This window comes from Desulfosporosinus sp. OT, from assembly GCF_000224515.1.
Taxonomy (GTDB): Bacteria; Bacillota; Desulfitobacteriia; order Desulfitobacteriales; family Desulfitobacteriaceae; genus Desulfosporosinus.
Genome location: NZ_AGAF01000151.1, coordinates 1 through 20,364 on the forward strand (window position 1 = coordinate 1; position 20,364 = coordinate 20,364).

Annotated in this window: 21 protein-coding genes and 1 riboswitch; of the genes, 9 read left to right on the forward strand and 12 right to left on the reverse strand. The window is 41.1% G+C overall.

What is annotated here, in order from left to right:
- Positions 1 to 60 precede the first annotated feature (60 nt).
- From DOT_RS29740 to DOT_RS32405, 4 genes are all read left to right on the forward strand, one after another.
- A complete protein-coding gene (locus DOT_RS29740; protein WP_139024211.1) occupies positions 61 to 285 on the forward strand; it encodes a hypothetical protein in 225 nt (74 codons plus the stop codon).
- Positions 286 to 889: 604 nt separating this feature from the next.
- Positions 890 to 1,372: a transcriptional regulator NrdR gene (gene nrdR / locus DOT_RS13925; protein ID WP_009619850.1), complete on the forward strand. Its 483-nt coding sequence runs from the start codon at positions 890 to 892 to the stop codon at positions 1,370 to 1,372.
- A gap of 29 nt (positions 1,373 to 1,401) precedes the next feature.
- Positions 1,402 to 3,801: a vitamin B12-dependent ribonucleotide reductase gene (locus DOT_RS13930; RefSeq protein ID WP_040412238.1), complete on the forward strand. Its 2,400-nt coding sequence runs from the start codon at positions 1,402 to 1,404 to the stop codon at positions 3,799 to 3,801.
- 1,449 nt (positions 3,802 to 5,250) lie between these two features.
- Positions 5,251 to 5,373 (forward strand): hypothetical protein, encoded by a 123-nt coding sequence (locus DOT_RS32405; protein WP_282433465.1) that lies wholly within the window; start codon positions 5,251 to 5,253, stop codon positions 5,371 to 5,373.
- Between the two features lie 497 nt (positions 5,374 to 5,870).
- Here the strand turns inward: DOT_RS32405 and DOT_RS27850 are convergent, their stop codons facing one another.
- The 7 genes from DOT_RS27850 to DOT_RS13970 all read right to left on the reverse strand — a co-directional run bounded on the left by DOT_RS27850 (position 5,871) and on the right by DOT_RS13970 (position 11,148).
- Complete coding sequence (locus DOT_RS27850; protein ID WP_009619856.1) at positions 5,871 to 6,275, reverse strand: YtxH domain-containing protein; 405 nt, start codon at positions 6,273 to 6,275, stop codon at positions 5,871 to 5,873.
- Positions 6,276 to 6,437: 162 nt separating this feature from the next.
- Complete coding sequence (locus DOT_RS13945) at positions 6,438 to 7,889, reverse strand: C40 family peptidase (protein WP_009619858.1); 1,452 nt, start codon at positions 7,887 to 7,889, stop codon at positions 6,438 to 6,440.
- Between the two features lie 2 nt (positions 7,890 to 7,891).
- Positions 7,892 to 8,029: riboswitch (cyclic di-AMP (ydaO/yuaA leader) on the reverse strand.
- 312 nt (positions 8,030 to 8,341) lie between these two features.
- Positions 8,342 to 8,647 carry a hypothetical protein gene (locus tag DOT_RS13950; protein WP_009619862.1) on the reverse strand — a complete coding sequence of 102 codons (306 nt, stop codon included), beginning with the start codon at positions 8,645 to 8,647 and terminating at the stop codon, positions 8,342 to 8,344.
- 20 nt (positions 8,648 to 8,667) lie between these two features.
- Complete coding sequence (locus DOT_RS13955) at positions 8,668 to 8,853, reverse strand: hypothetical protein (protein WP_009619864.1); 186 nt, start codon at positions 8,851 to 8,853, stop codon at positions 8,668 to 8,670.
- Positions 8,850 to 9,065: a hypothetical protein gene (locus DOT_RS13960; protein WP_040412233.1), complete on the reverse strand. Its 216-nt coding sequence runs from the start codon at positions 9,063 to 9,065 to the stop codon at positions 8,850 to 8,852. Before DOT_RS13960 ends, DOT_RS13955 begins: the two co-directional genes overlap by 4 nt.
- Positions 9,066 to 9,289: 224 nt before the next feature.
- The gene (locus DOT_RS13965; protein WP_009619866.1) at positions 9,290 to 9,820 is read right to left on the reverse strand and encodes a hypothetical protein; all 531 of its coding nucleotides are present in this window, start codon (positions 9,818 to 9,820) and stop codon (positions 9,290 to 9,292) included.
- 131 nt (positions 9,821 to 9,951) lie between these two features.
- Entirely contained in the window at positions 9,952 to 11,148 is a 1,197-nt protein-coding gene (locus DOT_RS13970; protein WP_009619868.1) for a multidrug efflux MFS transporter, read from the reverse strand.
- Between the two features lie 238 nt (positions 11,149 to 11,386).
- On the opposite strand from DOT_RS13970, the gene DOT_RS13975 reads away from it, so the two are divergent.
- Both DOT_RS13975 and DOT_RS13980 read left to right on the forward strand, forming a co-directional pair.
- The gene (locus DOT_RS13975; RefSeq protein ID WP_040412234.1) at positions 11,387 to 11,809 is read left to right on the forward strand and encodes a VOC family protein; all 423 of its coding nucleotides are present in this window, start codon (positions 11,387 to 11,389) and stop codon (positions 11,807 to 11,809) included.
- A gap of 797 nt (positions 11,810 to 12,606) precedes the next feature.
- Entirely contained in the window at positions 12,607 to 13,395 is a 789-nt protein-coding gene (locus DOT_RS13980) for a lysophospholipid acyltransferase family protein (RefSeq protein ID WP_009619874.1), read from the forward strand.
- A gap of 26 nt (positions 13,396 to 13,421) precedes the next feature.
- Here the strand turns inward: DOT_RS13980 and DOT_RS13985 are convergent, their stop codons facing one another.
- Positions 13,422 to 14,087 (reverse strand): uracil-DNA glycosylase, encoded by a 666-nt coding sequence (locus DOT_RS13985; RefSeq protein ID WP_009619876.1) that lies wholly within the window; start codon positions 14,085 to 14,087, stop codon positions 13,422 to 13,424.
- 159 nt (positions 14,088 to 14,246) lie between these two features.
- Here DOT_RS13985 and DOT_RS13990 point away from each other — a divergent pair, with 159 nt between their 5' ends.
- Positions 14,247 to 14,750 carry a DinB family protein gene (locus DOT_RS13990; protein ID WP_009619878.1) on the forward strand — a complete coding sequence of 168 codons (504 nt, stop codon included), beginning with the start codon at positions 14,247 to 14,249 and terminating at the stop codon, positions 14,748 to 14,750.
- Positions 14,751 to 14,929: 179 nt separating this feature from the next.
- Here DOT_RS13990 and DOT_RS13995 read toward each other — a convergent pair whose 3' ends face one another.
- Both DOT_RS13995 and DOT_RS14000 read right to left on the reverse strand, forming a co-directional pair.
- Positions 14,930 to 15,484: a Fe-S-containing hydro-lyase gene (locus DOT_RS13995; RefSeq protein ID WP_009619880.1), complete on the reverse strand. Its 555-nt coding sequence runs from the start codon at positions 15,482 to 15,484 to the stop codon at positions 14,930 to 14,932.
- Positions 15,484 to 16,341 carry a fumarate hydratase gene (locus DOT_RS14000; RefSeq protein ID WP_009619881.1) on the reverse strand — a complete coding sequence of 286 codons (858 nt, stop codon included), beginning with the start codon at positions 16,339 to 16,341 and terminating at the stop codon, positions 15,484 to 15,486. The genes DOT_RS13995 and DOT_RS14000 overlap by 1 nt, the downstream gene beginning before the upstream one ends.
- A 506-nt stretch (positions 16,342 to 16,847) precedes the next feature.
- Between DOT_RS14000 and DOT_RS14005 the strand changes: the two genes are divergently transcribed.
- Both DOT_RS14005 and larC read left to right on the forward strand, forming a co-directional pair.
- Entirely contained in the window at positions 16,848 to 18,077 is a 1,230-nt protein-coding gene (locus DOT_RS14005) for a malic enzyme-like NAD(P)-binding protein (RefSeq protein WP_009619883.1), read from the forward strand.
- Positions 18,078 to 18,280: 203 nt separating this feature from the next.
- Positions 18,281 to 19,489, forward strand: coding sequence for a nickel pincer cofactor biosynthesis protein LarC (gene larC, locus DOT_RS14010; protein WP_009619885.1), 1,209 nt, complete (start codon positions 18,281 to 18,283; stop codon positions 19,487 to 19,489).
- Between the two features lie 69 nt (positions 19,490 to 19,558).
- Here larC and DOT_RS14015 read toward each other — a convergent pair whose 3' ends face one another.
- Positions 19,559 to 19,678, reverse strand: coding sequence for a DUF4023 domain-containing protein (locus DOT_RS14015; RefSeq protein ID WP_009619887.1), 120 nt, complete (start codon positions 19,676 to 19,678; stop codon positions 19,559 to 19,561).
- A gap of 142 nt (positions 19,679 to 19,820) precedes the next feature.
- Positions 19,821 to 20,219 carry a response regulator gene (locus DOT_RS14020; RefSeq protein WP_009619889.1) on the reverse strand — a complete coding sequence of 133 codons (399 nt, stop codon included), beginning with the start codon at positions 20,217 to 20,219 and terminating at the stop codon, positions 19,821 to 19,823.
- Positions 20,220 to 20,364 lie beyond the last annotated feature (145 nt).

Consider the following 20,364-nt stretch of genomic DNA (forward strand, 5'->3'; position numbering starts at 1 on the left):
AGCTATGAATAGAAGCTGCTGGGGCTGGGGTTCCCCCCGTTCGGTCCACACTGCAGGAGTATGCGTTATGGGACGAGTGTGGCGAAAGGCTCACCCGCCTTTCGTTTCAGGGCCGATGATACTTGGGGCGTAAGCCCCTGGCAAAGTAGAATCCACACGGCTGGAATTTTCGTTGCGGGACGCAGTGTGGCGATAGGCTCGTCCGCTTATCGTCACATTGCTGGAGTTTGCGTTACGAGTCGCAATGTGGCGAAAAGCTTGTCGGCTTTTCGTATCGCCAGGTAAACAAGAAAGATACTACCTCTAACATAGTCTCTTTCTTGTTAGCAGTCTCTAACATGTGGAAGGCTCGAGGAGACCTTAAGGTCTAGAAAAGGTATAAAGCTTGATTTGAGGATTCAGAGTTAGGACTATCTAAGGTTGTTCATGAAAAGGAGGTGGGTTGATAGAACTCTCCTTTATAGTGACTAACAATTACTTCTTTGAACGTAAGGCTTCCTCTTTCGATAGACCATGTCCATCCCTAGAATCCATACTCGGTTGATGATTGTGTGGAGTTGGTTGAGTGTTAGGATTGGGATTTTTTTCAGCAGGTAATTTCTTCTTCAAGGTTACGTCACTTCCTTTCTAAGAAAAGAATTCTAAAGGTTACGAAGGTTATTCTGCCCTTTTTATTAAGAGGAATACTACTATACGACAATCTCAGTTGACGAGATAGAAAAATTTTAAACAATCATTTTCTCTAAACTATTAAAAAGTAGCAAAAAAGAGGTAGTGAACAGAAATGGGCGTGGAGGGAAGGACAAGCTGAATAATGCCTGAAGTGAGATTTGACACACAACATATAGTGTGATTAAATTTAAAACATACTATATGTGGGGGTGGAGCTGTGCACTGTCCATTCTGCGGTAACGAGGATACGAAAGTTCTTGATTCACGGCAAGTTGAAGAAGGAACAGCAGTTCGTAGACGTCGAGAATGTGATCGTTGTTTGCGACGGTTTACTACCTTTGAAAAGTTCGAGGATTCTCCTCTCGTCGTTGTAAAAAAAGATGGACGGCGTGATGAATTCTCTCGTTCTAAAATGATGGCTGGTATGCTTAGAGCTTGTGAAAAACGGCTAATTTCTACGGAACAAATAGAGGATGCAGCTTACGCGGTTGAAAAGAAACTGCGTAACAGTCATGAGCGTGAAGTGTCGAGTGCTGATGTCGGAGAGGCTGTGTTGGAACAGTTATTTGACTTGGATGAAGTCGCCTACATACGTTTTGCTTCTGTCTATCGTCAGTTTCGGGACATACAGCGCTTTATGGAAGAATTACAGGAACTTATCGAAAAGCGGGGGACTATTAAGAATTCAGGACAGAGTTAAATAGTTATAAAGGAAAGTTGGGATTCGTGTTGAGTTTCGAAGGACAAGCACCAAAAACCTGGCCCAAGGCCAATCTAATGCCTAATGCGCGTGTTGTATTAGAAAAACGGTATTTAAAACAAGAGAATGGACAAGTTGTAGAAACTGCGGAGGACATGATTTATCGTGTAGCTACTGTGGTTGCGGGTATCGAAGAGGAAAAATATGGTAAAAGCAAAAAAGAAACTCAAGTACTGGCTAAAGAATTCTATACCATGATGGCAAATCTGGAGTTTATGCCAAACTCTCCGACTCTTATGAATGCTGGTCGGGATCTCGGACAATTGAGTGCTTGCTTTGTTTTACCCATTGAAGATAGCATGGAAGAGATTTTTGATGCAATAAAGAATGCCGCGATTATTCATAAATCTGGCGGAGGAACTGGCTTCAGCTTTTCCAGATTGCGACCGAAAAACAGCATGGTTCGTTCAACTGGTGGAGTGGCCTCCGGCCCGATTTCGTTTATGAAGGTTTTTAATTCAGCTACAGAAGCGGTTAAACAAGGCGGGACTCGGCGCGGTGCAAATATGGGAATTCTACGTGTTGACCATCCTGATATTGTGGATTTCATTCAGTGTAAAGAGGACAATAAAGAAATTACCAATTTCAATATTTCCGTTGGGATTACGGAAGATTTTATGCTTGCTGTCCGTGAAGGACGTTCCTATGATCTCGTAGACCCTCATACAGGTAATATCGCTGGTCAATTATCTGCCCCGGAGATTTTCAATAAGATTGTAGACCATGCCTGGCAAAATGGGGAACCTGGAATTGTCTTTCTCGATCGTTTAAATGAGGGAAATCCTACTCCTCTGCAGGGAGGGATTGAAGCCACGAATCCTTGTGGTGAGCAACCATTGCTACCGAACGAAGCCTGCAATTTAGGCTCCCTTAATCTTAAGTTGATGGTAACTGAGACAAACGGAAAAATGGTTATTAACTGGGAGCGTTTGAGTTATATAGTTCGGTTGTCTGTTCGTTTCCTCGATAATGTGATAGATGCCAATCAATATCCGTTAGGCATTATTGATAAAGTCGTTAAGGGAAATCGCAAAATTGGTCTTGGTGTGATGGGCTTCGCCGATATGCTCATTTTGCTTCAAGCATCTTATGCCACAGAAGACGCGGTGGAGTATGCAGAAAAAATTATGAAATTTATCCAGACAGAGGCCCGTATCGAGTCACAGCGACTTGCTGAAGAGCGAGGAACTTTCCCGAATTATGAAGGCTCAATCTATGATGGGGTCATGAAACTGCGTAATGCCACGCTAACAACAATTGCCCCGACCGGAACTATTTCCATGATTTGCGGTGCGTCCAGCGGGGTTGAACCTCTCTTTGCGGTTGCCTATACTAAAACCGTGTTGGATGGAACAGCTTTAATTGAAGTCAATCCGCTCTTTGAAGCGTTTGCCAAAGAATATGGTTTCTATTCCCAGGAACTCATGCACAAGATTGCGGAACGCGGGACCGTCCTAGGGCTACCGGAAGTTCCGAATTGGGTACAGGAAGTATTCACTACAGCTCAAGAGATCGCGCCCGAATGGCATATTCGCATTCAGGCAGCCTTTCAGAAATATACAGATAATGCGGTTTCCAAAACGATTAACTTTGCAAACTCCGCGACACGAGAAGAGATAGCCGAAGCATATCGGTTGGCTGACGAACTAAATTGTAAAGGATTAACGGTTTATCGTGATGGTAGTCGGGAAGAGCAGGTACTTTCTACAGGAACTTCAGAGGCACAAAAACAAGCCCAAAGTCACCTTGGAGCGAATGAACGACAGGCATCTGAACCGATTATCCCAAAAACTCCGTTTATTCCAGAAGTGAATACAGTAGTACCTCGTCCACGGCCGACCACAACCATAGGGGTTACGGAGAAAATTAAAATTGGGTGCGGTAATCTCTATGTCAGTGTTAATGCGGACGAAAAAGGTATTTGTGAAGTCTTCACGAATACGGGTCGCGCAGGAGGATGCTCTTCCCAATCTGAGGCAACGGCCCGTTTGATCTCCATCACACTGCGATCTGGCTTGTCTGTCGATTCAATTACTGAACAGATCAAAGGAATACGTTGCCCGGCTTGTATGCGACGTGAAGGGGTCAACGTTACATCCTGCCCGGATGCAATTGCCCGTGTGATTAAGAAATATAATGAGGTTGGTATTAATTTTGCTAGTGTTCAAAAGGAAACCCAGGAAACAGCACCAGCCACTGTAAGCCCAGGTTCAAGAGGGCGAGTGGGGGTTGCTACGGAAAGGATTACAGGAAGAAAAGCCCAGACAAGCGTTGCTCCTTCAAACGCCTGCCCAGAGTGTGGCAAGCCGATTAACCATGAAAGCGGTTGTGTTGTGTGTACGCACTGTGGCTACTCTAAGTGTGGCTAAAAAAGTGTTCACTGATAATAAAGTCTGACAGTGAATAATAAAGTTGGACAATAGATAATAAAGTCTGTCATTGAATAAGCAAGGCTTGTCTCGTTGTTTTCATGTCAACAACGTACAAGTCGGTTTAAGTACAGGAAGGGAGAGACGGAGGCTGCCGAGGGAGGGTTACGGCACTCGGCGTGTGCCAGCAGGACATTCATCCCTGTGGGGAGAGAATGTCTTGCGGACTCCAGTTTATCTCATGCTAGGTTGTCCATGGTGCGTCAGCGAGCATATCCTCGATCCTTCAGATCTGTGGTATCCCTCGTGACGACCTAGACAAATAACCCTTCAGGTCGATCATACGATCAAACAACCTCTGTACGTTTTACCTACGTTGTTTGCGTTGAATACGTTGTTTTTTTAGTCTTGATAAGAATAAAACACAGTAGAAAAACAGAGTGTATGGCTTCGCAGAATACTGTGAAGTCATACACTTTTGTTGGTATAGATAACAAAAATGTACGAGGGGACTTAACGTAACATTCTTTATAGGACGCAGAAGGATATTTATTCCAATGGAGCGAAGCCATATAGAGTATTTAAAAGGGAAAGAGATGATGGTGCAATGTTCTTATATCCTGCATTTATAACGCCGTCCACATTAACCATTTCATTGTATTTATTGACACTACCTGCTATAGTAATAATTTTACTAGTATGGTTTATCAGAAAAATGAACAGTATCGATAAAACTTTAATAGAAATCTTAAAGGAGTTAAAATTAAGTAAAACGGATAAAGAGTGAATATGAGAGCTGCCAAAAGGTGAATGGCAGCTCTTTTCATAATCTTCGAGGGACAGAAGCAAGTGGTGCATTTTGGATTTCATTTATTAAAGGCTTTACGTCAAGGGCGTAAAAGTCTTTTTTTGGCTTAGTGTATAAAAAGGTTAAAATGTTGTTCCTACCCCTCATTGTAAAGTAGAAGAATGTTATGCTTCCGTACCAAGCCCCCTAAGGGCATAGAATATCAAACTTTTCACAAAAGCAGAATCCACGGTTTCTCCTGTTATTAAAATGGAAGAAGGCGATACCTTGTACAAAGATATTCGTCATTTTTGTAGACAAAACTTCTGTACAAAGCATAGACTAAATTGGTAAATGATTACAAATAGTAAAAAGGAGGAAAGACGATATGTATGGTTATGGAGCTATGGGTGCAGGGGGAGCAGGAGGCTCGTGTGTTGGAGTAGGAATTATTGCTATTGCCATTCTCATTCTAATTGCACTGGGTGTAATCTTTTAACCAGATTAATTTTGAAAATGAAAAGGAGGATGAATTTATGGCTTTCGGAGCTGGAGTTGGTGGAGCTGGTTTAGGCTGGGGCGCTGGCATTGGGATTGTAGTTGTTATCATCTTGTTATTAATCGCATTGGGGATTGTATTTTAGGGATCGGAGGTATAAAAGATGGCAACACTAGGGCTCGCTTGGACTTGGCCATATTGGTTTAATTCCTGGGCAGGGCGCCACGGAAGTGTAGGTTGCGGCTACGGGAGCTATCCGGGTCTTGGAAGAAGATGGTGGTGGTAACTTTCGCAATGTGAAATTTAATGGTACCAGTCACTGGTGCCATTTTCTTATTGAACTAGTATTCAGAATCCCTTCTTGAAAATGGTACGCAGGTTATCAACACCTGTGCGGGTTGTGACAGGCGATACAGAGAACTCTATGAAGGAATATCTACAATTTCACTCTGGGACATTTTGGCTGAAAGCAAAACATTTCCATTCCCTGATTATAACGGTGTAGAAATGTCTATCCAGAAGGTGCTGGCGAAGGTATTGAACTTAAGACGAAGAGCCTAGTAAATAGACGAAGAGCCTGATAAATAGTAAAGAACGTCTATCACCAGGCCTTCATTATATTTTGGAAACAAAATTTTCACAAGGATTGATCACAATGTGAACTTAAGCTTAAGCTTCTGGCTTCTATGGATTGGTTTCTATACATTACAAAGAATATTTGAAGGATATTGGTTAGAGTCCTCCAGATGGTGGAAAATCCTATAGCGGCAACATTTTTAAACTTTATACTGTTGGTGTCCCTTCGTATGGGGGGACCTCTGTAGGTACGAATTCAGAAATAGTTTCTGTTTCAGGTTGTGAAGAAGTTTCTTCTGGGGCTGATTGGGTAACGTCTACGTAGGCTGGCTTTTTTAATCTCAAGTCCTGAATGAATATTTGGATATCTGTTTTTAACTTCTTTCCTTTATCGGCGAGGTCGGTACTCCTCTGTTTTATGGCCTCGGCACGTTGGAATGTAGTGTCTTCGACCTGTTCCATGAAACCTACGGCTTTATTCTGAATATCTTGACGTAGTGCTTTGCCACTTTTTGGTGCAAACAATAAGCTAATTAAGGCCCCAGTCGCTCCTCCGACTAGTGCAGCGAGAGCAATAGTGCCTACGCTAGAGTTTTTTGGGTTATTGGGCATTATAATCATCTCCTTCCTTTCGCAATTACACTCATATTATCATATTCTGAACGAAACCTTAAAGTGTTTGCCAAAACTATAGAAAAATTATCCTGTTCTTCCATAAAAAGAAAAAGAGTAACAACATTCGCTGTTACTCTTAAAAAAGTTGCTCTATACTTACTAGTTGTATCTACGTGCTCCGAGATAGCGGGAGGAGTAAAAGCTATCACTAAGGCTGGATACTTTAACACCACTATTAGGATTACTTGCCTGAACGAAACGTCCTCCCCCCATATAAATGCCCACATGTGATGCACCCTTAGAATAGGTAGTGAAAAATACCAGATCGCCTGGTCGAAGATCATTTTTGCCGACGGGCGTTCCTGAGGCGAATTGCTCATAGGATGTGCGAGGAAGCGAAATCCCAGCACTCGCGAAAACATACTTGGTGAAGCCTGAACAGTCAAAGCCTCTTCGAGTTGTTCCGCCAAAAACATAGGGTGTCCCTTGCAAGCTGAGCGCTCGGTCTATGATGCTTGAAGAACCAGCGCTTCCGCGAGAGACATAAGCTACATTAATAGGCTGACTACTGGGGCCTTTAGCAATGACTCGATTGACAGGAGTTTGGGTGATCTTTTCATTTAATACTTTCTTGGTAACGTCGATACCATTCTTTTGAACGTAAGAATATGTAACTGATTTTGCGCCATTACTACCTTGTTGGACGACTTTTGTTTGACCGCTCCTTAAACTGGTATCAGTTTTTGTTACGACATCATAGGGAATTGTTTCTGACCCCGAATAAGTTCCCTGACTCACGACAGTAAGAAAAGGTGTAGAATCAATGAGCTTAATGACTTGGCCCGGCTGTAACTTCGAATTTTTGGTTGTTCCTGGGTTACCAGCTAATACTTCATCGGTCAACATATCATTTTTGCGGGCGATAAGCCACCAAGAATCATTGGGTAGGACAGTATAATCCTTAGTGGTTATTTTACCGTCAAGCAGTGCGTTAAAAGCTTGATCTAATTGTTTCATCTGGTCCGGCTGGACTTCTGCCTCTTCGACAGTTACCTTTTCTGCAAAACTAACAGAGGTTACCTTATTTTCATCACTGGGTTTAACATAATAGTCTTCATATTCTTTAAGAACTTTATCCGAAGCTTCTTTGCTAGGTAAAACTGCTATAACAGAACCGTCTGCCGCTAACTTATAACCGTCAAAATAATAATTTAGTTGATCTTCCAACTTTTTTTCACTCAAAGAAGATTCCAGATAGAGTGTGGGACTAACCCTAACACTTTCATAAGTGATTTGGTCATGTGTTTTGGCAACGAGTCCATAAGGCTCGCCTTGTTGTTTAAGAATTGTTTCAACGAGATTTTGTGCGTTATTAACATTGCGTACTAAGCCAACCTGTTGACCGTTAATTATTACGGCAGCCGCAGAAGTTGTTGTCGAAAGATAATAGGCGAGCCCGCCAGTTAGGATTATTGTAATAGTTAATCCACCAATGACTTGGGGCGATTTCCATGAAATTTTTTGTAGAGTGCTACGGGAGAATTTATTAAAATCTTTGATCCGGACAAATACCACGTTCTTTACTCTCGATAGGACTGGGGACAAATGCATATTTTTTCACCTTTCTTAGCTTACGAGGTTAGTTGACGGATTTGGGCAACAAGGTGTAAAGCCCTACGCGTAGAGTACGCGTTTCACCCCATAAAAATACCCCCCGCTCTAGGCAAGCCTAGATTCAGCTTTGATTTTCTTTTTTTTTACGCATTGTAAGTTATTCGACGAAATATGCAAATGTCCTCTAAATTATTTCATGTAATAGATGGTAATTTGGTTAAGAAAATAAGAATTTTTCTATCCAGGGAAGGCTTGTTTTCTTTCGAGGAATTCCTTAATCCCGTGAATGAGCAAGAGAGCAACCGCAGACATAGCAAAGGAAATTATAATTCCGAAGGGAGGTACCGGTTGAGCATTGCTGCGTGTATCTGGAAACGGCTGTCCAGGCATATGATTTCAGACCTTTCTTATTTAGTCGTCAGAATATAATTCAAAGAAAAGACTCTAACTCATCTGCTCTTCTGGGAGTCCATTGCTCTTAGGGCTAAAACTACAATGCGAGTTAAGTATGTTCCTAGAGCAAGAAAGAAAGCTAGAAAATCTAGAGCTAAGGGGATCCTGATTTGAATAATTTTTATCATAATATAGACATCAGCATTAGGCTCTAGTGCTTGTTGAATTAAGATGTCCACCTCATTAATGGTCCGAAATTTAAGGCAAATTCTAGTATGGTCATCTATGAATGGAAATAGGATAAGAATCCCATCGGACAAAGCATATACAGGGTCCACTCTGCCAGATTGCCCGGTGAGCATAGTCTTATAATTCCCCTTTCTTATTTCGGCGAATCTTCTGGAGCAACAAGATTGCCTGTTAAATAGAAATATGTGTCAAAAACTATGACAAAGATAACGGCTAGAAAAAAAGTAACAGGAAAAAGAAACCCTTCGTATGGTCCTATATGTTGAACTGAACCACCAAAGTTATAAGGAGATGCATTAAAATGGCTGACATTATTCATCGAAAGTACCCCCTGGAGTCAGCCGGAACTTGCCTCCGACAGAAAGTTAGTTGGAGCATGGCTTTGCCGATCAAGAACGAGAAGACTAGCGAAACTCCAAGCCAAACAAACCAGTAGATCTGAACAATGGAAAATGGCCCATAGCCAGCTCCTTGATTACCTTGTTGTATCTGATATGAATGAGCTTGATTATAATAATTTACGTAAGCCACACTCACCCCTCCATAAGCCTATGATATTCTGGATGGGTTTATATTGACACTTATATCCTATTGTGGAAATATTTTTTAGTTAAATTGTTGTTTTTATCTGAACAGGAATTTGCATAGTGGAAGGTCCCATAATAAAAAACCCTTGGACTAATAATTGCCAAGGGTAATTTTTTAAGGAATATAGTTACTATTCAGAAGTCAGGATAGAATAACTGCGCAGAGAGCTACCTCTTTCGTTTAGCCATAAGATTACTGATAAAACCTTTGATTCCACCTTTTTGTGGTTGTTCCCCAGCAGGATAGAAGGGCATTTGTCCTCCATACCCTAGGTTATACCCCTGAGGTGCGTAGCCTTGTTGAGGATAACCTTGAGATGGGAATCCTTGCGACGGGTAACCTTGTACTGGTGGCATAGGCTGCTGTTGTTGTCCGAAGCCTTGTGGTGGATAGCCTGGTGTGGCGTAGCCTTGACCTCCAGCAGATTGTGGCCTAACTCCCCATAACGGATTTCCTTCAGGCTTTCCTTGGTAGCCGGGCATACCTCCACCTAGACCACCTCCAGGTCCATTCATAGATTGACCAAACCCAGTGGGCGTCGGCAAACCGACTTGCCCGCCCATCATGGATGGAAATCTCTGAGGATTTTGTCCCGACGTCCGAGTATAATAATCCCCACCGAATTGTGTCAAAGTATTCGGCGTTTGAAAGATTTGATTCTGTTGAGGCATTGCCTGTTGATTCCAAAACATATTCATTGTACTCAGTCACCTCCATTAGTTCAATTATAAATAGAAATATATGGTACAATATTCAGAGTTATCCTGTTTCGCTACCGAGAGAGTTGTCCCTTCACACGTATTTTGGAGCTGGTTTAATAAGCAATTAGTTAGATCATAGTTTTAGACAATTTCTGATAAACTTTTTTATATACCCACAGGGCATTGATCACTAACAATATACTGGTAATATAAAATACATATTGAATACCCAGGTATGCAGCCACCTGGCCTCCCAATATTGAACCTCCAAATATACCTAGATACTGTGCCGCCATGTTAAAGCCAAAAACTCTGCCAGTAAGTACATTGGGTGTAATTCGCTTAACCAAGGAATTAACCGAAGGTGCCAAGCCGGCAGTTGTCAAGCCAACTAAAAAGCGAAGGACAATTAGCTGCCAAGGGTTTTTTACAAAGGCTTGAGGTAAAATTATTATTCCTGCTGCGATAAGTGCAACCAACATAACTTTCTGTGGTCCAATCTTATCTGAAAGTCGGCCCAACCTTGGAGCAGCCAGGATACTAGCCAATCCTGGAGCTGAAAATGCCATACCGGAAATTAGAGCAACATGAGTTGTATTATGGGATAACTGTGTAATGTAAACAGTTATGATCGGCTCTATAGAGTAAAGAGCTAACTGTAACGCAAAAAACGTAATAAACATAGTGACAATCAAGTCTGGATAGGGGATAAGCTTCCACACTTCTTTAGCGCTAAGCACCTTTTTGCTAGAACGAACAAACTCTTCTTTCACGAATAAAAAGGTTGTTATAAACGCAATCATTAAAAGAACACTCGTTATAAAAAATACGTTTTGCAAGCCAAAGTTTTCCTCTATGTAACCACCGACCATTGGTCCCAGTAAGGAACCAGCAATAGAAGCTGTGGAAAGTGTGCCCAACGCCCAACCTGCATGTTCATTGTCTGTCTGAGTTGCAATCAAAGTAACGCAGGCTGTACTATAGCCTGTGATAACCCCTTGCAATAATCTTAAGGCGATCAATTGATAGACATTATGTGCAAACCCCATACTGAATACGATCACAGACATCCCAAGGCTTGCTCTTAAAAGCATTGGTTTTCGTCCATATTTATCTGCGGCGTGACCCCAAATTGGGGAAAAGATAGCTGCGATTATATAGGTAACCCCAAAGGAAATTCCTGAGAATTGTTCAATCAAAGCTGTGTTATGAATCCCAAGCTGATTTATATAAAGAGGTAATATAGGAGCGATTTGGCTCATTCCTATCATCGTCACAAACATTCCAAACCAGCAAACAATTAAGTTCCTTTTCCAGATTTGCATGAGTTTAAGCCTTTCTTACTTTATGCTTTACTTACTAAGTCATAGTATATCCTTATTTTACTATAGAAGCTGAAGCAATTCCTAATTCCCTTAATGATAAATATCCCATTGACACCTTTCGTCAATGGGAAACGAACTTGTGGTAATGTCTTATGTGAATAATAGACAGTATAAATCTACAGTCTCGGACAAAACTAGATATTAACACCAAGATTAATTGACGAAAGAAGGTTGTATTTTGAGTAATTGGTTAATGCCATATCTCACCTTTAACGGGAACTGCGAGGAAGCTGTGAGATTTTATGAAAAAGTCCTTGGTGGGGAGGCCACGATTATGCATTTCGGTGATGCCCCGCCAAATCCGGCATTTCCAGTGCCTGAAAACTTAAAGAATCTTGTATTGCATGCCGAACTAAGAAAAGATGGACATGTGATCAACTTTTCAGACTGGTGTACCCCCAATGCTCCTTACAGCAACGGAAACAATATTTCATTTGCCTTGCAATTTGATACAAAAGAAGAAACCAAAGCAATATTCGATGCCCTATCCGTAGGTGGCACCATCGAAATGGATTTGCAAGAAACGTTCTTTAGCCCGTTATACGGTAAAATAACTGACAAATTCGGCATTATGTGGCAAATCGTATGTAATAAGGCCTAACCAAATACTAAGCTGCTCTCTTATGAGAGCAGCTTAGTATTTGGTTAGGCCACGTCTGTCAGTTCATTTTTGCCAGTGGGATAATGAGGGTGGGTGGGGAAAAAAGTAAAGGCGTTACAGCGTTTTATTGTGTAAGTATAGTCAACAGTTAACAAATTAACCATAGTGAAGATTGATTATGATCACATAGGCGTGCTATAGATTTACTATCCTCACAAATGCTAATCTAAGTGAAAAAAACAGCCAATAGCAAAGGTGTAGAAAGAAGGGTTACATCTGATAAATGGCCAAGATTTTTCATCATTTGATCGTTCGAAATTAAATAGTTATTGGAATGAATTTTTCGATTATGAGAATTCATCACTCACCGCCATAACGGAAAAAGAGTTAATAGAAGAGATTGCTTCAGAAAAATTAAAGGTTAAGCCTTTCATAGATTCACAACAAGTTATCAACATCATACTCACGCGATTGAGTAAGAGGCATAACTTCCATCATCAGCTTCATGAACAGTTTCCGGGAGCGAACGCAGGTAGCGTCTTAGGCATGCAATTATACACTTTAGTATTAAAGGATGATAAAGATTGGTGTTACTTTGTAACGAAACATCCAAGTCATTTGTTTGCACATGCCACTTATTTTATTCCAATAAGAAGGGATACGAATGAGCAAGATTGATGTAATGTTAAATTGTTTTGCTTGATAGGAGGGATATCCTGCAGATCTGCCGAACTAAATTAATCAATAATTGTCTAAGCTAAGACTAGGTTATTAATACAGGCAGGGAGGATAGACCTTTGAAGAAGGGCTTTTTTTCAACAAACTCATATCATACTAAAGATAATACCCCACGTTTATTGCTCGATAGATTAATGTTAAATACTCGTTTGTATTTTATGGGTAAATACTTTTCTATCGTGCTCAAATCTCGTCGAGTTGTTCTAAAAGGCCAATACGATACGAAGGCTTGGGCGTCGTCGTCGTACGATGTTTTCAAGTTAATTGAGGGCTGTGGGGGTAGGTTTCACATTACAGGACTTAAGAACTTACATAAGTGCCAAGGTCCTGTAGTTTTTATTAGCAACCACATGAGTACACTTGAGACCATGGTATTTCCTTGTATAATCGCCCCCCAAATGGATGTAACCTTTGTTGTTAAAGAGAGTCTGGTTAAACATCCGTTCTTTGGTCCAATTATGCGTTCACGAAATCCAATTGTTGTGAGTAGATCAAATTCTAGAGAAGATTTTCAAACGGTAATGAAGACAGGACAAAAGTTATTAGAAGAAGGAACATCAATTATCATATTTCCTCAAAGTACAAGGACGGTTGAATTTAGACCGAAAGAATTCAACTCTTTAGGAGTAAAGTTGGCAAGAAGTGCTAAAGTCCAAGTTATTCCTGTGGCCATAAAAACTGACTTTTGGGGAAATGACAAGTATTTAAAAGATTTGGGACCAATTGATCGTAGTAAACCCATTTATATGGCCTTTGGAGAACCATTATCTATTAAAGGCTCTGGAAAAGAGGAAAATGAAGCTATTATTGAATTTATTAGTTCTCATTTAGTAAAGTGGAATATCTGAATTGTCAAAAAAATCATAAACTGATGCTAGTCTATCTGCCAGTCAATCGGTGCTCTATCGTTAGATATTAAGAAATTATTTGCTTTTGAAAACGGTTTACTTCCCAAGAAGCCTCTACTTGCTGATAGAGGACTTGGGTGAGCTGACTCGATGATTAAGTGATTGGGATTTGTAATAAGTTTCTTTTTGGAACGGGCATTATTACCCCATAAAATAAATACCACGGGATCTGTTTTCTCATTAACTAAAGAAATAATTCTGTCGGTAAATATCTCCCACCCTTTGTTTTGGTGAGAATTAGGCTTCCCCTCTTCTACGGTTAGTGAGGTATTGAGGAGTAGAACTCCTTGTTCTGCCCATTTTCGAAGAGAGCCATGGTTAGGTACCTTACAACCTAAGTCAGTTTGCAATTCTTTAAATATGTTCTGGAGCGATTTAGGGAAGGGCACTCCAATATTTACGGAGAAACTAAGCCCCATCCCTTGTCCGATAGTGGGATACGGGTCTTGCCCTAAAATTACGACCTTTGTATTTTGGTATGAGGTAAAGACTAAAGCGTTAAACACATCTTCCTTTTTCGGAAAGATGTGTTTATGTCTATATTCGTTTTTTACCCATTCGAGCAATTCGATATAATATTCCTTTTTTATTTCGTCTTCAAGTAGTCTCTTCCAATCAGCTTGAACTGCCATTGGTGGTTACTCCTATCTCTTAAGTTTATGATATAGTCTGCAAACTTTGATACTTGTTCAAGAATATCATCTAATTAAATGCCAGACAATGGGTAGATTTGACCTGCTTTAGGCTAACTGGTAATATTGGAATAAATTGAAAAATGGAGGAGGATGAGTATGTTTTTTTCCTTAGCAGCATTCCTTCAGGATTGGGAGAAGGAAGAGGAATCAACCCAACGAATGCTAGATGCTTTAACTGATGACTCTCTAAACCAAGCCGTGACAGCGCAAGACCGTACATTAGGGCGAATTGCCTGGCATCTCGTGACTACGATCCCAGAGATGATGGCGAGAACCGGATTGATTCTTGAAAGTATCGATGAGGATGCTCCAGTTCCAGACACCGCGCAGGAAATTTCCAATTCTTATAGAGAAGTTAGCAACACTATAGCAACGTCGATTAGAGCCCAGTGGAATGATCAAACTCTTTTAGAGAAACGCGATATGTATGGAGAATCCTGGGTCATAGGTGATACTTTAAAGGCCCTCATTGATCATCAAATCCATCATCGAGGCCAATTAACAGTACTTATGAGGCAGGCTGGATTAAAAGTTCCAGGAATTTACGGTCCCGCTAAGGAGGACTGGGCCCAATTCGGTATGGAGCCTCCTCAAGTATAAAGTGAAATTGGCACAGTGAATATGGAATAAATGGATATTGCATATTGATGGAAGGTAAATATAAGCACCCCTGACAAGAGAGTAATAATACTCTTTGTCAGGGGCGTTGTTTTAAACATGTACTGGGATTCTAAAGACAATGTCCCAAGGACAAGGTGGATTAACGATGATGGATCTATCTACGCCCGATACTGTGCTTTCCCAATTTCGTAGAGATTGTGGCCACATTGATCAATGATCACTATGGCCGGGAAATCCTTGACGACCAAACGTCGTACCGCTTCTGGTCCCAGTTCAGGATAGGCAATCACTTCAGCTAAAACAATGCGTTTAGCAATCAGGGCACCCGCTCCACCTATTGCACCAAAATAGACGGCACCGTGTTTTTTCATCGCTTCGATCACTTCTTGAGAACGAAGCCCTTTGCCGATCATTCCGGTCAGTCCTTCGGCAATCAAATCGGGCGAATAAGCATCCATCCGTCCGCTTGTCGTTGGCCCAGCCGAGCCAATTACTTGACCCTCTTTGGCAGGTGTCGGGCCAACAAAATAGATGATCTGATCCTTCATCATAAAAGGAAGGTCTTCACCTTGCCTCAGGGCCTCGACCATTTTCTTATGAGCTGCATCGCGCCCAGTATAAATCACGCCGCTTATCAAGACATTATCCCCCGCTTTAAGGACCGAAAGTTTCTCTTGGGTTAGGGGAGTTTCAATGCGTCTCACTTCGTTCATTAGATGTCCCTCCCTTGCAAGGTGATTTCCTTATGTCGAGTTGAATGACAGCCAATGTTTACGGCAACTGGCATTCCAGCAATATGTGTCGGATACACCTCTAAGTTAACAGCTAAAGCAGTCGTCACACCGCCAAACCCTTGGGGACCAATACCTAAACGATTAATGCGTTCCAACAACACTTCCTCGATCTCCGCCAGACGCACCTCCGGATTATGTTTTCCCACTTCGCGTAGTAAACTCTTTTTGGCTAGAAAAGTCGCCTTCTCCATCGTACCGCCAACTCCCACGCCAACAATAATCGGAGGACATGGGTTTCCACCTGCGCGATCGACTGTGTCTACGACAAACTGCATTGCACCCTCCAAGCCTTCCGACGGCTTACACATTTTTAAGCCTCCCATGTTCTCGCTGCCAAATCCTTTCGGAGCCACTACTAGATGCAGTGAATCGCCAGGGACAATATCATAGTGAATCACAGCGGGAGTGTTATCACCCGTGTTGACTCGCTCAAACGGATCGGCTACCACTGATTTGCGTAGATATCCTTGGTAATACCCTCGACGTACTCCTTCGTTGATAGCCTCGGTGAGGCCCCCGCCGACCACGTGTAAATCCTGACCTATTTCGACAAAAATAACCGCCATCCCAGTGTCCTGACACATTGGGACTCTTTCCTCGTGGGCTATTTGGGCATTCTCAATAAGTCGTTCTAACACTTCTTGACCTAACGGAGAACGCTCATCTTTTAATGCCCGATGAAATCCGGCCATGATGTCCGAACCCAGGTTATAATTTGCCTCCATACAAAGACATTCAACCGCTGAAACGATTTCTTCAACAAGTAGTTTCTTCATCTTTTTGTACCCCCAATATATCTAATGGTAAAACATATAATCTCCAGAAATCTAGGATGCACTGAGTGCGCCAGATTCCTTTAATATTAATCTTCGCCTCTTACTTTACCTCGGGGCAATTCTTAAAGCAAGAGTGTAATAGTTCATGAATGAACTGACATTTCCGAAAGATGAATCTTACCTTCTAGATTAAAGAAATAAGATTAAAGGTCAAAGAAATTCAGAGGATATTTATAGTAATTTCTAAAAAACTAATAGAATAAGTAGGGAATTTGAGGAATACTAGCGAATGCTCAATAATTAAACTATAATTTCAAAGTAAATTCCAGAAAGGGGTAGGCGTAAAATACGTTGCCAATGGGGAGTTTTGCCCTAGATCGTTAGCTCCGGGAATTGCACAATAGCATAATGTCAAAGGGCTTGGTATAATACTAAGCCCTAGACTGTTCGTAAATTTGGACGGAAGTAAGTAAAAGAATAAGATGCTAAAAGGAGATTTAGATTATATGGGAACACTAAGAGACGATGCTTTAGCTTTTCACCGGGATAATATAGGCAAACTAGCAGTCAGTTGCAAAGTTCCAGTGCGTAATAGCCGGGATTTATCCTTGGCTTACTCTCCTGGAGTGGCTGAACCTTGCTTGGATATTCATAAGGATAAAGAATTAGCCTATGCCTATACGAATAAAGGTAACTTTGTGGCCATAGTTTCAAATGGTACAGCTGTTCTTGGTCTTGGAAACATCGGCGCGCTTGCCTCTATGCCTGTCATGGAAGGAAAATCTGTGCTTTTCAAGACATTTGCCGGAGTTGATGCCTTCCCAATTTGCTTAGACACCGAAGATATAGAAAAGGTAATTGAGACAGTAAAGCTTTTGGAACCTACTTTTGGCGGAATTAACTTAGAAGACATAAGTGCACCGGCATGCTTCGAGATTGAAGAACGCCTGAAGAAGGAAATGAACATTCCGGTTTTCCATGATGACCAACACGGAACAGCCATCGTCGTTATGGCCGGAATGATCAACGCTCTCAAAGTTGTTGAAAAATCCATAGATAGTATTCGTGTTGTTACCAACGGCGCAGGCGCGGCTGGAGTGGCGATTATCAAATTGCTTATGAGTATGGGGGTTAAAGACGTGATTATGTGTGATACCAAGGGCGCGATCTATACTGGACGACCTGTAGGCATGAACAAATCGAAAAATGAAATTGCTAATATTACTAATCCTCAGGGGCTGGTTGGTTCTCTCGCAGACGCCTTAGTTGGTGCAGATGTCTTCATCGGTGTTTCTGCAGCCAATATGGTGACTCCTGAGATGGTCAAAGTTATGGCCAAAGACCCGATTATCTTTGCTATGGCGAACCCTGTGCCAGAAATTATGCCTGAACTAGCTAAAGAAGCTGGAGCGAAAGTGGTAGGTACTGGACGTTCAGATTTCCCAAATCAAGTCAATAACGTGTCAGCCTTTCCGGGTATTTTCCGTGGTGCTCTAGATGTGCGTGCTTCTCAAATCAATGAAGAAATGAAAATCGCTGCAGCTTATGCGATTGCGAGCTTGATTAGTGACGAGGAGCGAAATGCAAATTATGTCATTCCCAAGGCATTTGATCCTCGTGTTGCTCCGACTGTCGCCGCTGCGGTCGCTCAAGCTGCCATGGACAGTGGGGTAGCCCGGATAACCGTTGACCCTGAAGAAATCTCCAAGAAAGTATGGTCGATTCGTCCAGAGTAGTTAATACACATCCAGTGAATTTCAAGAAGCAAGTATAGAGGGAAATGCTCAATAATTATTCATTCTTATTGACTTAGAGTGAACTGGAAGTGGTAGTATTGGTCTAAATGGAGGGATTATCATAGTTTATTGAAGGGAAATCCATTAAAAATGATTAATTTTAATGGTCATTACCGAATTAAAGAAGCATGGAGAGAGATAAAATGAAAATCTTATATTATGATTGTTTTAGCGGAATTAGCGGAGATATGAATTTAGGGGCACTGGTAGATCTGGGTGTCGATGGAGAATATTTAATTAAAGAGCTTTCCAGGCTCCAGTTGGATTCAGAGTATGAAATAAAAATTAAGAAAGATACCAAAAAGGGTATCACTGGAACGAAAGTGGATGTTATCCTTGGGCATCAAGAGCATAGTCACGATGAACATGAGCATCATGTTCACGTCCATAGGACGCTGAAGGATATTGAAAATATAATCAATGGAAGTAGCCTGAATGATGTAGTGAAAGAGTCGAGCTTGAAAATGTTCCTGCGAATAGCGATAGCTGAGGCTAAAGTTCATGGGAAGTCAATTGATGAAGTACATTTTCATGAGGTTGGTGCTATAGACTCGATTGTCGATATTGTAGGGTCAGCCATCGCTCTAGATTATCTAAAAGTGGATAAAATTATAGCTTCCCCTGTTCAGGTGGGAGGCGGTTTTGTAAAGTGTGCGCATGGCATTATACCGGTTCCAGCTCCAGCAACAGTTGAAGTTTTAAAAGGCATTCCCATTAAAACAGGGCTTGTATCCTTTGAGACCACCACGCCCACTGGCGCAGTTATTTTAGCGGCAAACGTGGAAGAATTTACGGATAAGATAGATTTTTCGATAGAAAAGATTGGATATGGATTGGGAAGTAGGGAGCTAGAAATCCCGAACGTTTTAAGAGTGTATTTAGGGAAGACAGAAAATCATGCAGAAATTGATGAGCAATACATTCTTGAAACAAATATAGACGACATGAATCCAGAATTTTATAGTTATTTAGAAGAACGTCTTTTTGAAATAGGGGCCTTAGACGTATATAAGACACCTATAATTATGAAAAAAGGAAGACCCGCCATAAAGCTAAGCATTTTGGTTAATAAAACGAAGGAAAAAGAAGTTATGGAAGTCATTTTTAGAGAAACAACTTCCATTGGTATCAGAAAATTTAAAGTTGAAAAAATTATGCTGAATAGAAAATTCTCAACGGTAAAAACCAAGTATGGTGATATAACAATAAAAAGTTCTTATTATGAAGGAGATCTATTCAAATATAAAGCAGAGTATGAAGACTGCAAAAAGATAGCCAGAGAAAAAAATATTCCTATTGCCAAGGTTTATAGAGAAGTTGATATTGTAATGGAGAAGAATGCTAATCCATAAAAGCTCGATGTTAGGTAACCACACTTTTAAATAAAAAAACCATGATCGAAGATCATGGTTCAGTGAAGGCTATTTATTAGTACTGTGTTGTTTATTAGGTAACTTTTTGCTGGTATTACCTTTACCTTGGTGCTTCTTGTTTTGTTCGGCTTTTTCCTGGGTATCGTGTATTTTATCTAATTTGTCCATCGATAACCCTCCCTTGATTATGGAACCTGTTGTTAATTTAACCGAACAACTTTAAAAACATGCTTACGCTGATACAAATTATTGTTGGATATTTTATACAGCCAAGTAGTTTACGAGGAAGGAGAAATCTAAAGTGTAGATGCTATTCAACCGTTGGCCTCGTAGTTTGTTTTGAATTCAATAACTTAGCAACAACATTCTGTAGCTCTTCCAAATCAAAAGGTTTAGATAAGACATAATCGGCGTTTTGTTTGATTATGTCTTTAACCAATTCCTGTTCTGCATATCCAGACACAATGATAATACGTATGTTTTTGTCAATCTCCTTCAATTTCTGCTTTAACTCAAAGCCGTTAATTCGAGGCATTTTCAAGTCCAACAGAACCAGATCTGGCAATTCTCGTTGAACTTGCATTAGGGCTTCTTGTCCGGAGGCAGCTGTTGCTACATAATAACCCTCGTTAGAGAGCACCTCCTGTAAAAGTTTACGAATACCTGAATTATCATCAACAATTAACACAGAATGACGCGCATTTTTCATTTGACGGCTTTCTAATAAGCCTACAGACTCCTTTCGTTGCTACCCATTACACTTAAATTCTACATAAAAGGCCGAAATCCTCTGAATAATGAGAAAATTGAAGCGGCGATATTTCTGGACTTGATGACTGTCATGCTGAGTGGAA

What these genes read in the sequence shown, in the direction of transcription:
- DOT_RS13970 (WP_009619868.1), bottom strand. Translation starts at nt 11,148, where the DNA reads ATGCAAATCTGGAAAAGGAACTTAATTGTTTGCTGGTTTGGAATGTTT.
- DOT_RS13985 (WP_009619876.1), bottom strand. Translation starts at nt 14,087, where the DNA reads ATGGCAGTTCAAGCTGATTGGAAGAGACTACTTGAAGACGAAATAAAA.
- DOT_RS13945 (WP_009619858.1), bottom strand. Translation starts at nt 7,889, where the DNA reads ATGCATTTGTCCCCAGTCCTATCGAGAGTAAAGAACGTGGTATTTGTC.
- DOT_RS13950 (WP_009619862.1), bottom strand. Translation starts at nt 8,647, where the DNA reads ATGCTCACCGGGCAATCTGGCAGAGTGGACCCTGTATATGCTTTGTCC.
- DOT_RS29740 (WP_139024211.1), top strand. Translation starts at nt 61, where the DNA reads ATGCGTTATGGGACGAGTGTGGCGAAAGGCTCACCCGCCTTTCGTTTC.
- larC (WP_009619885.1), top strand. Translation starts at nt 18,281, where the DNA reads ATGAAAATCTTATATTATGATTGTTTTAGCGGAATTAGCGGAGATATG.
- DOT_RS32405 (WP_282433465.1), top strand. Translation starts at nt 5,251, where the DNA reads ATGGCAACACTAGGGCTCGCTTGGACTTGGCCATATTGGTTTAATTCC.
- DOT_RS14000 (WP_009619881.1), bottom strand. Translation starts at nt 16,341, where the DNA reads ATGAAGAAACTACTTGTTGAAGAAATCGTTTCAGCGGTTGAATGTCTT.
- DOT_RS13965 (WP_009619866.1), bottom strand. Translation starts at nt 9,820, where the DNA reads ATGAATATGTTTTGGAATCAACAGGCAATGCCTCAACAGAATCAAATC.
- DOT_RS27850 (WP_009619856.1), bottom strand. Translation starts at nt 6,275, where the DNA reads ATGCCCAATAACCCAAAAAACTCTAGCGTAGGCACTATTGCTCTCGCT.
- DOT_RS14005 (WP_009619883.1), top strand. Translation starts at nt 16,848, where the DNA reads ATGGGAACACTAAGAGACGATGCTTTAGCTTTTCACCGGGATAATATA.
- DOT_RS14015 (WP_009619887.1), bottom strand. Translation starts at nt 19,678, where the DNA reads ATGGACAAATTAGATAAAATACACGATACCCAGGAAAAAGCCGAACAA.
- DOT_RS13990 (WP_009619878.1), top strand. Translation starts at nt 14,247, where the DNA reads ATGTTTTTTTCCTTAGCAGCATTCCTTCAGGATTGGGAGAAGGAAGAG.
- DOT_RS14020 (WP_009619889.1), bottom strand. Translation starts at nt 20,219, where the DNA reads ATGAAAAATGCGCGTCATTCTGTGTTAATTGTTGATGATAATTCAGGT.
- DOT_RS13955 (WP_009619864.1), bottom strand. Translation starts at nt 8,853, where the DNA reads ATGAATAATGTCAGCCATTTTAATGCATCTCCTTATAACTTTGGTGGT.
- DOT_RS13995 (WP_009619880.1), bottom strand. Translation starts at nt 15,484, where the DNA reads ATGAACGAAGTGAGACGCATTGAAACTCCCCTAACCCAAGAGAAACTT.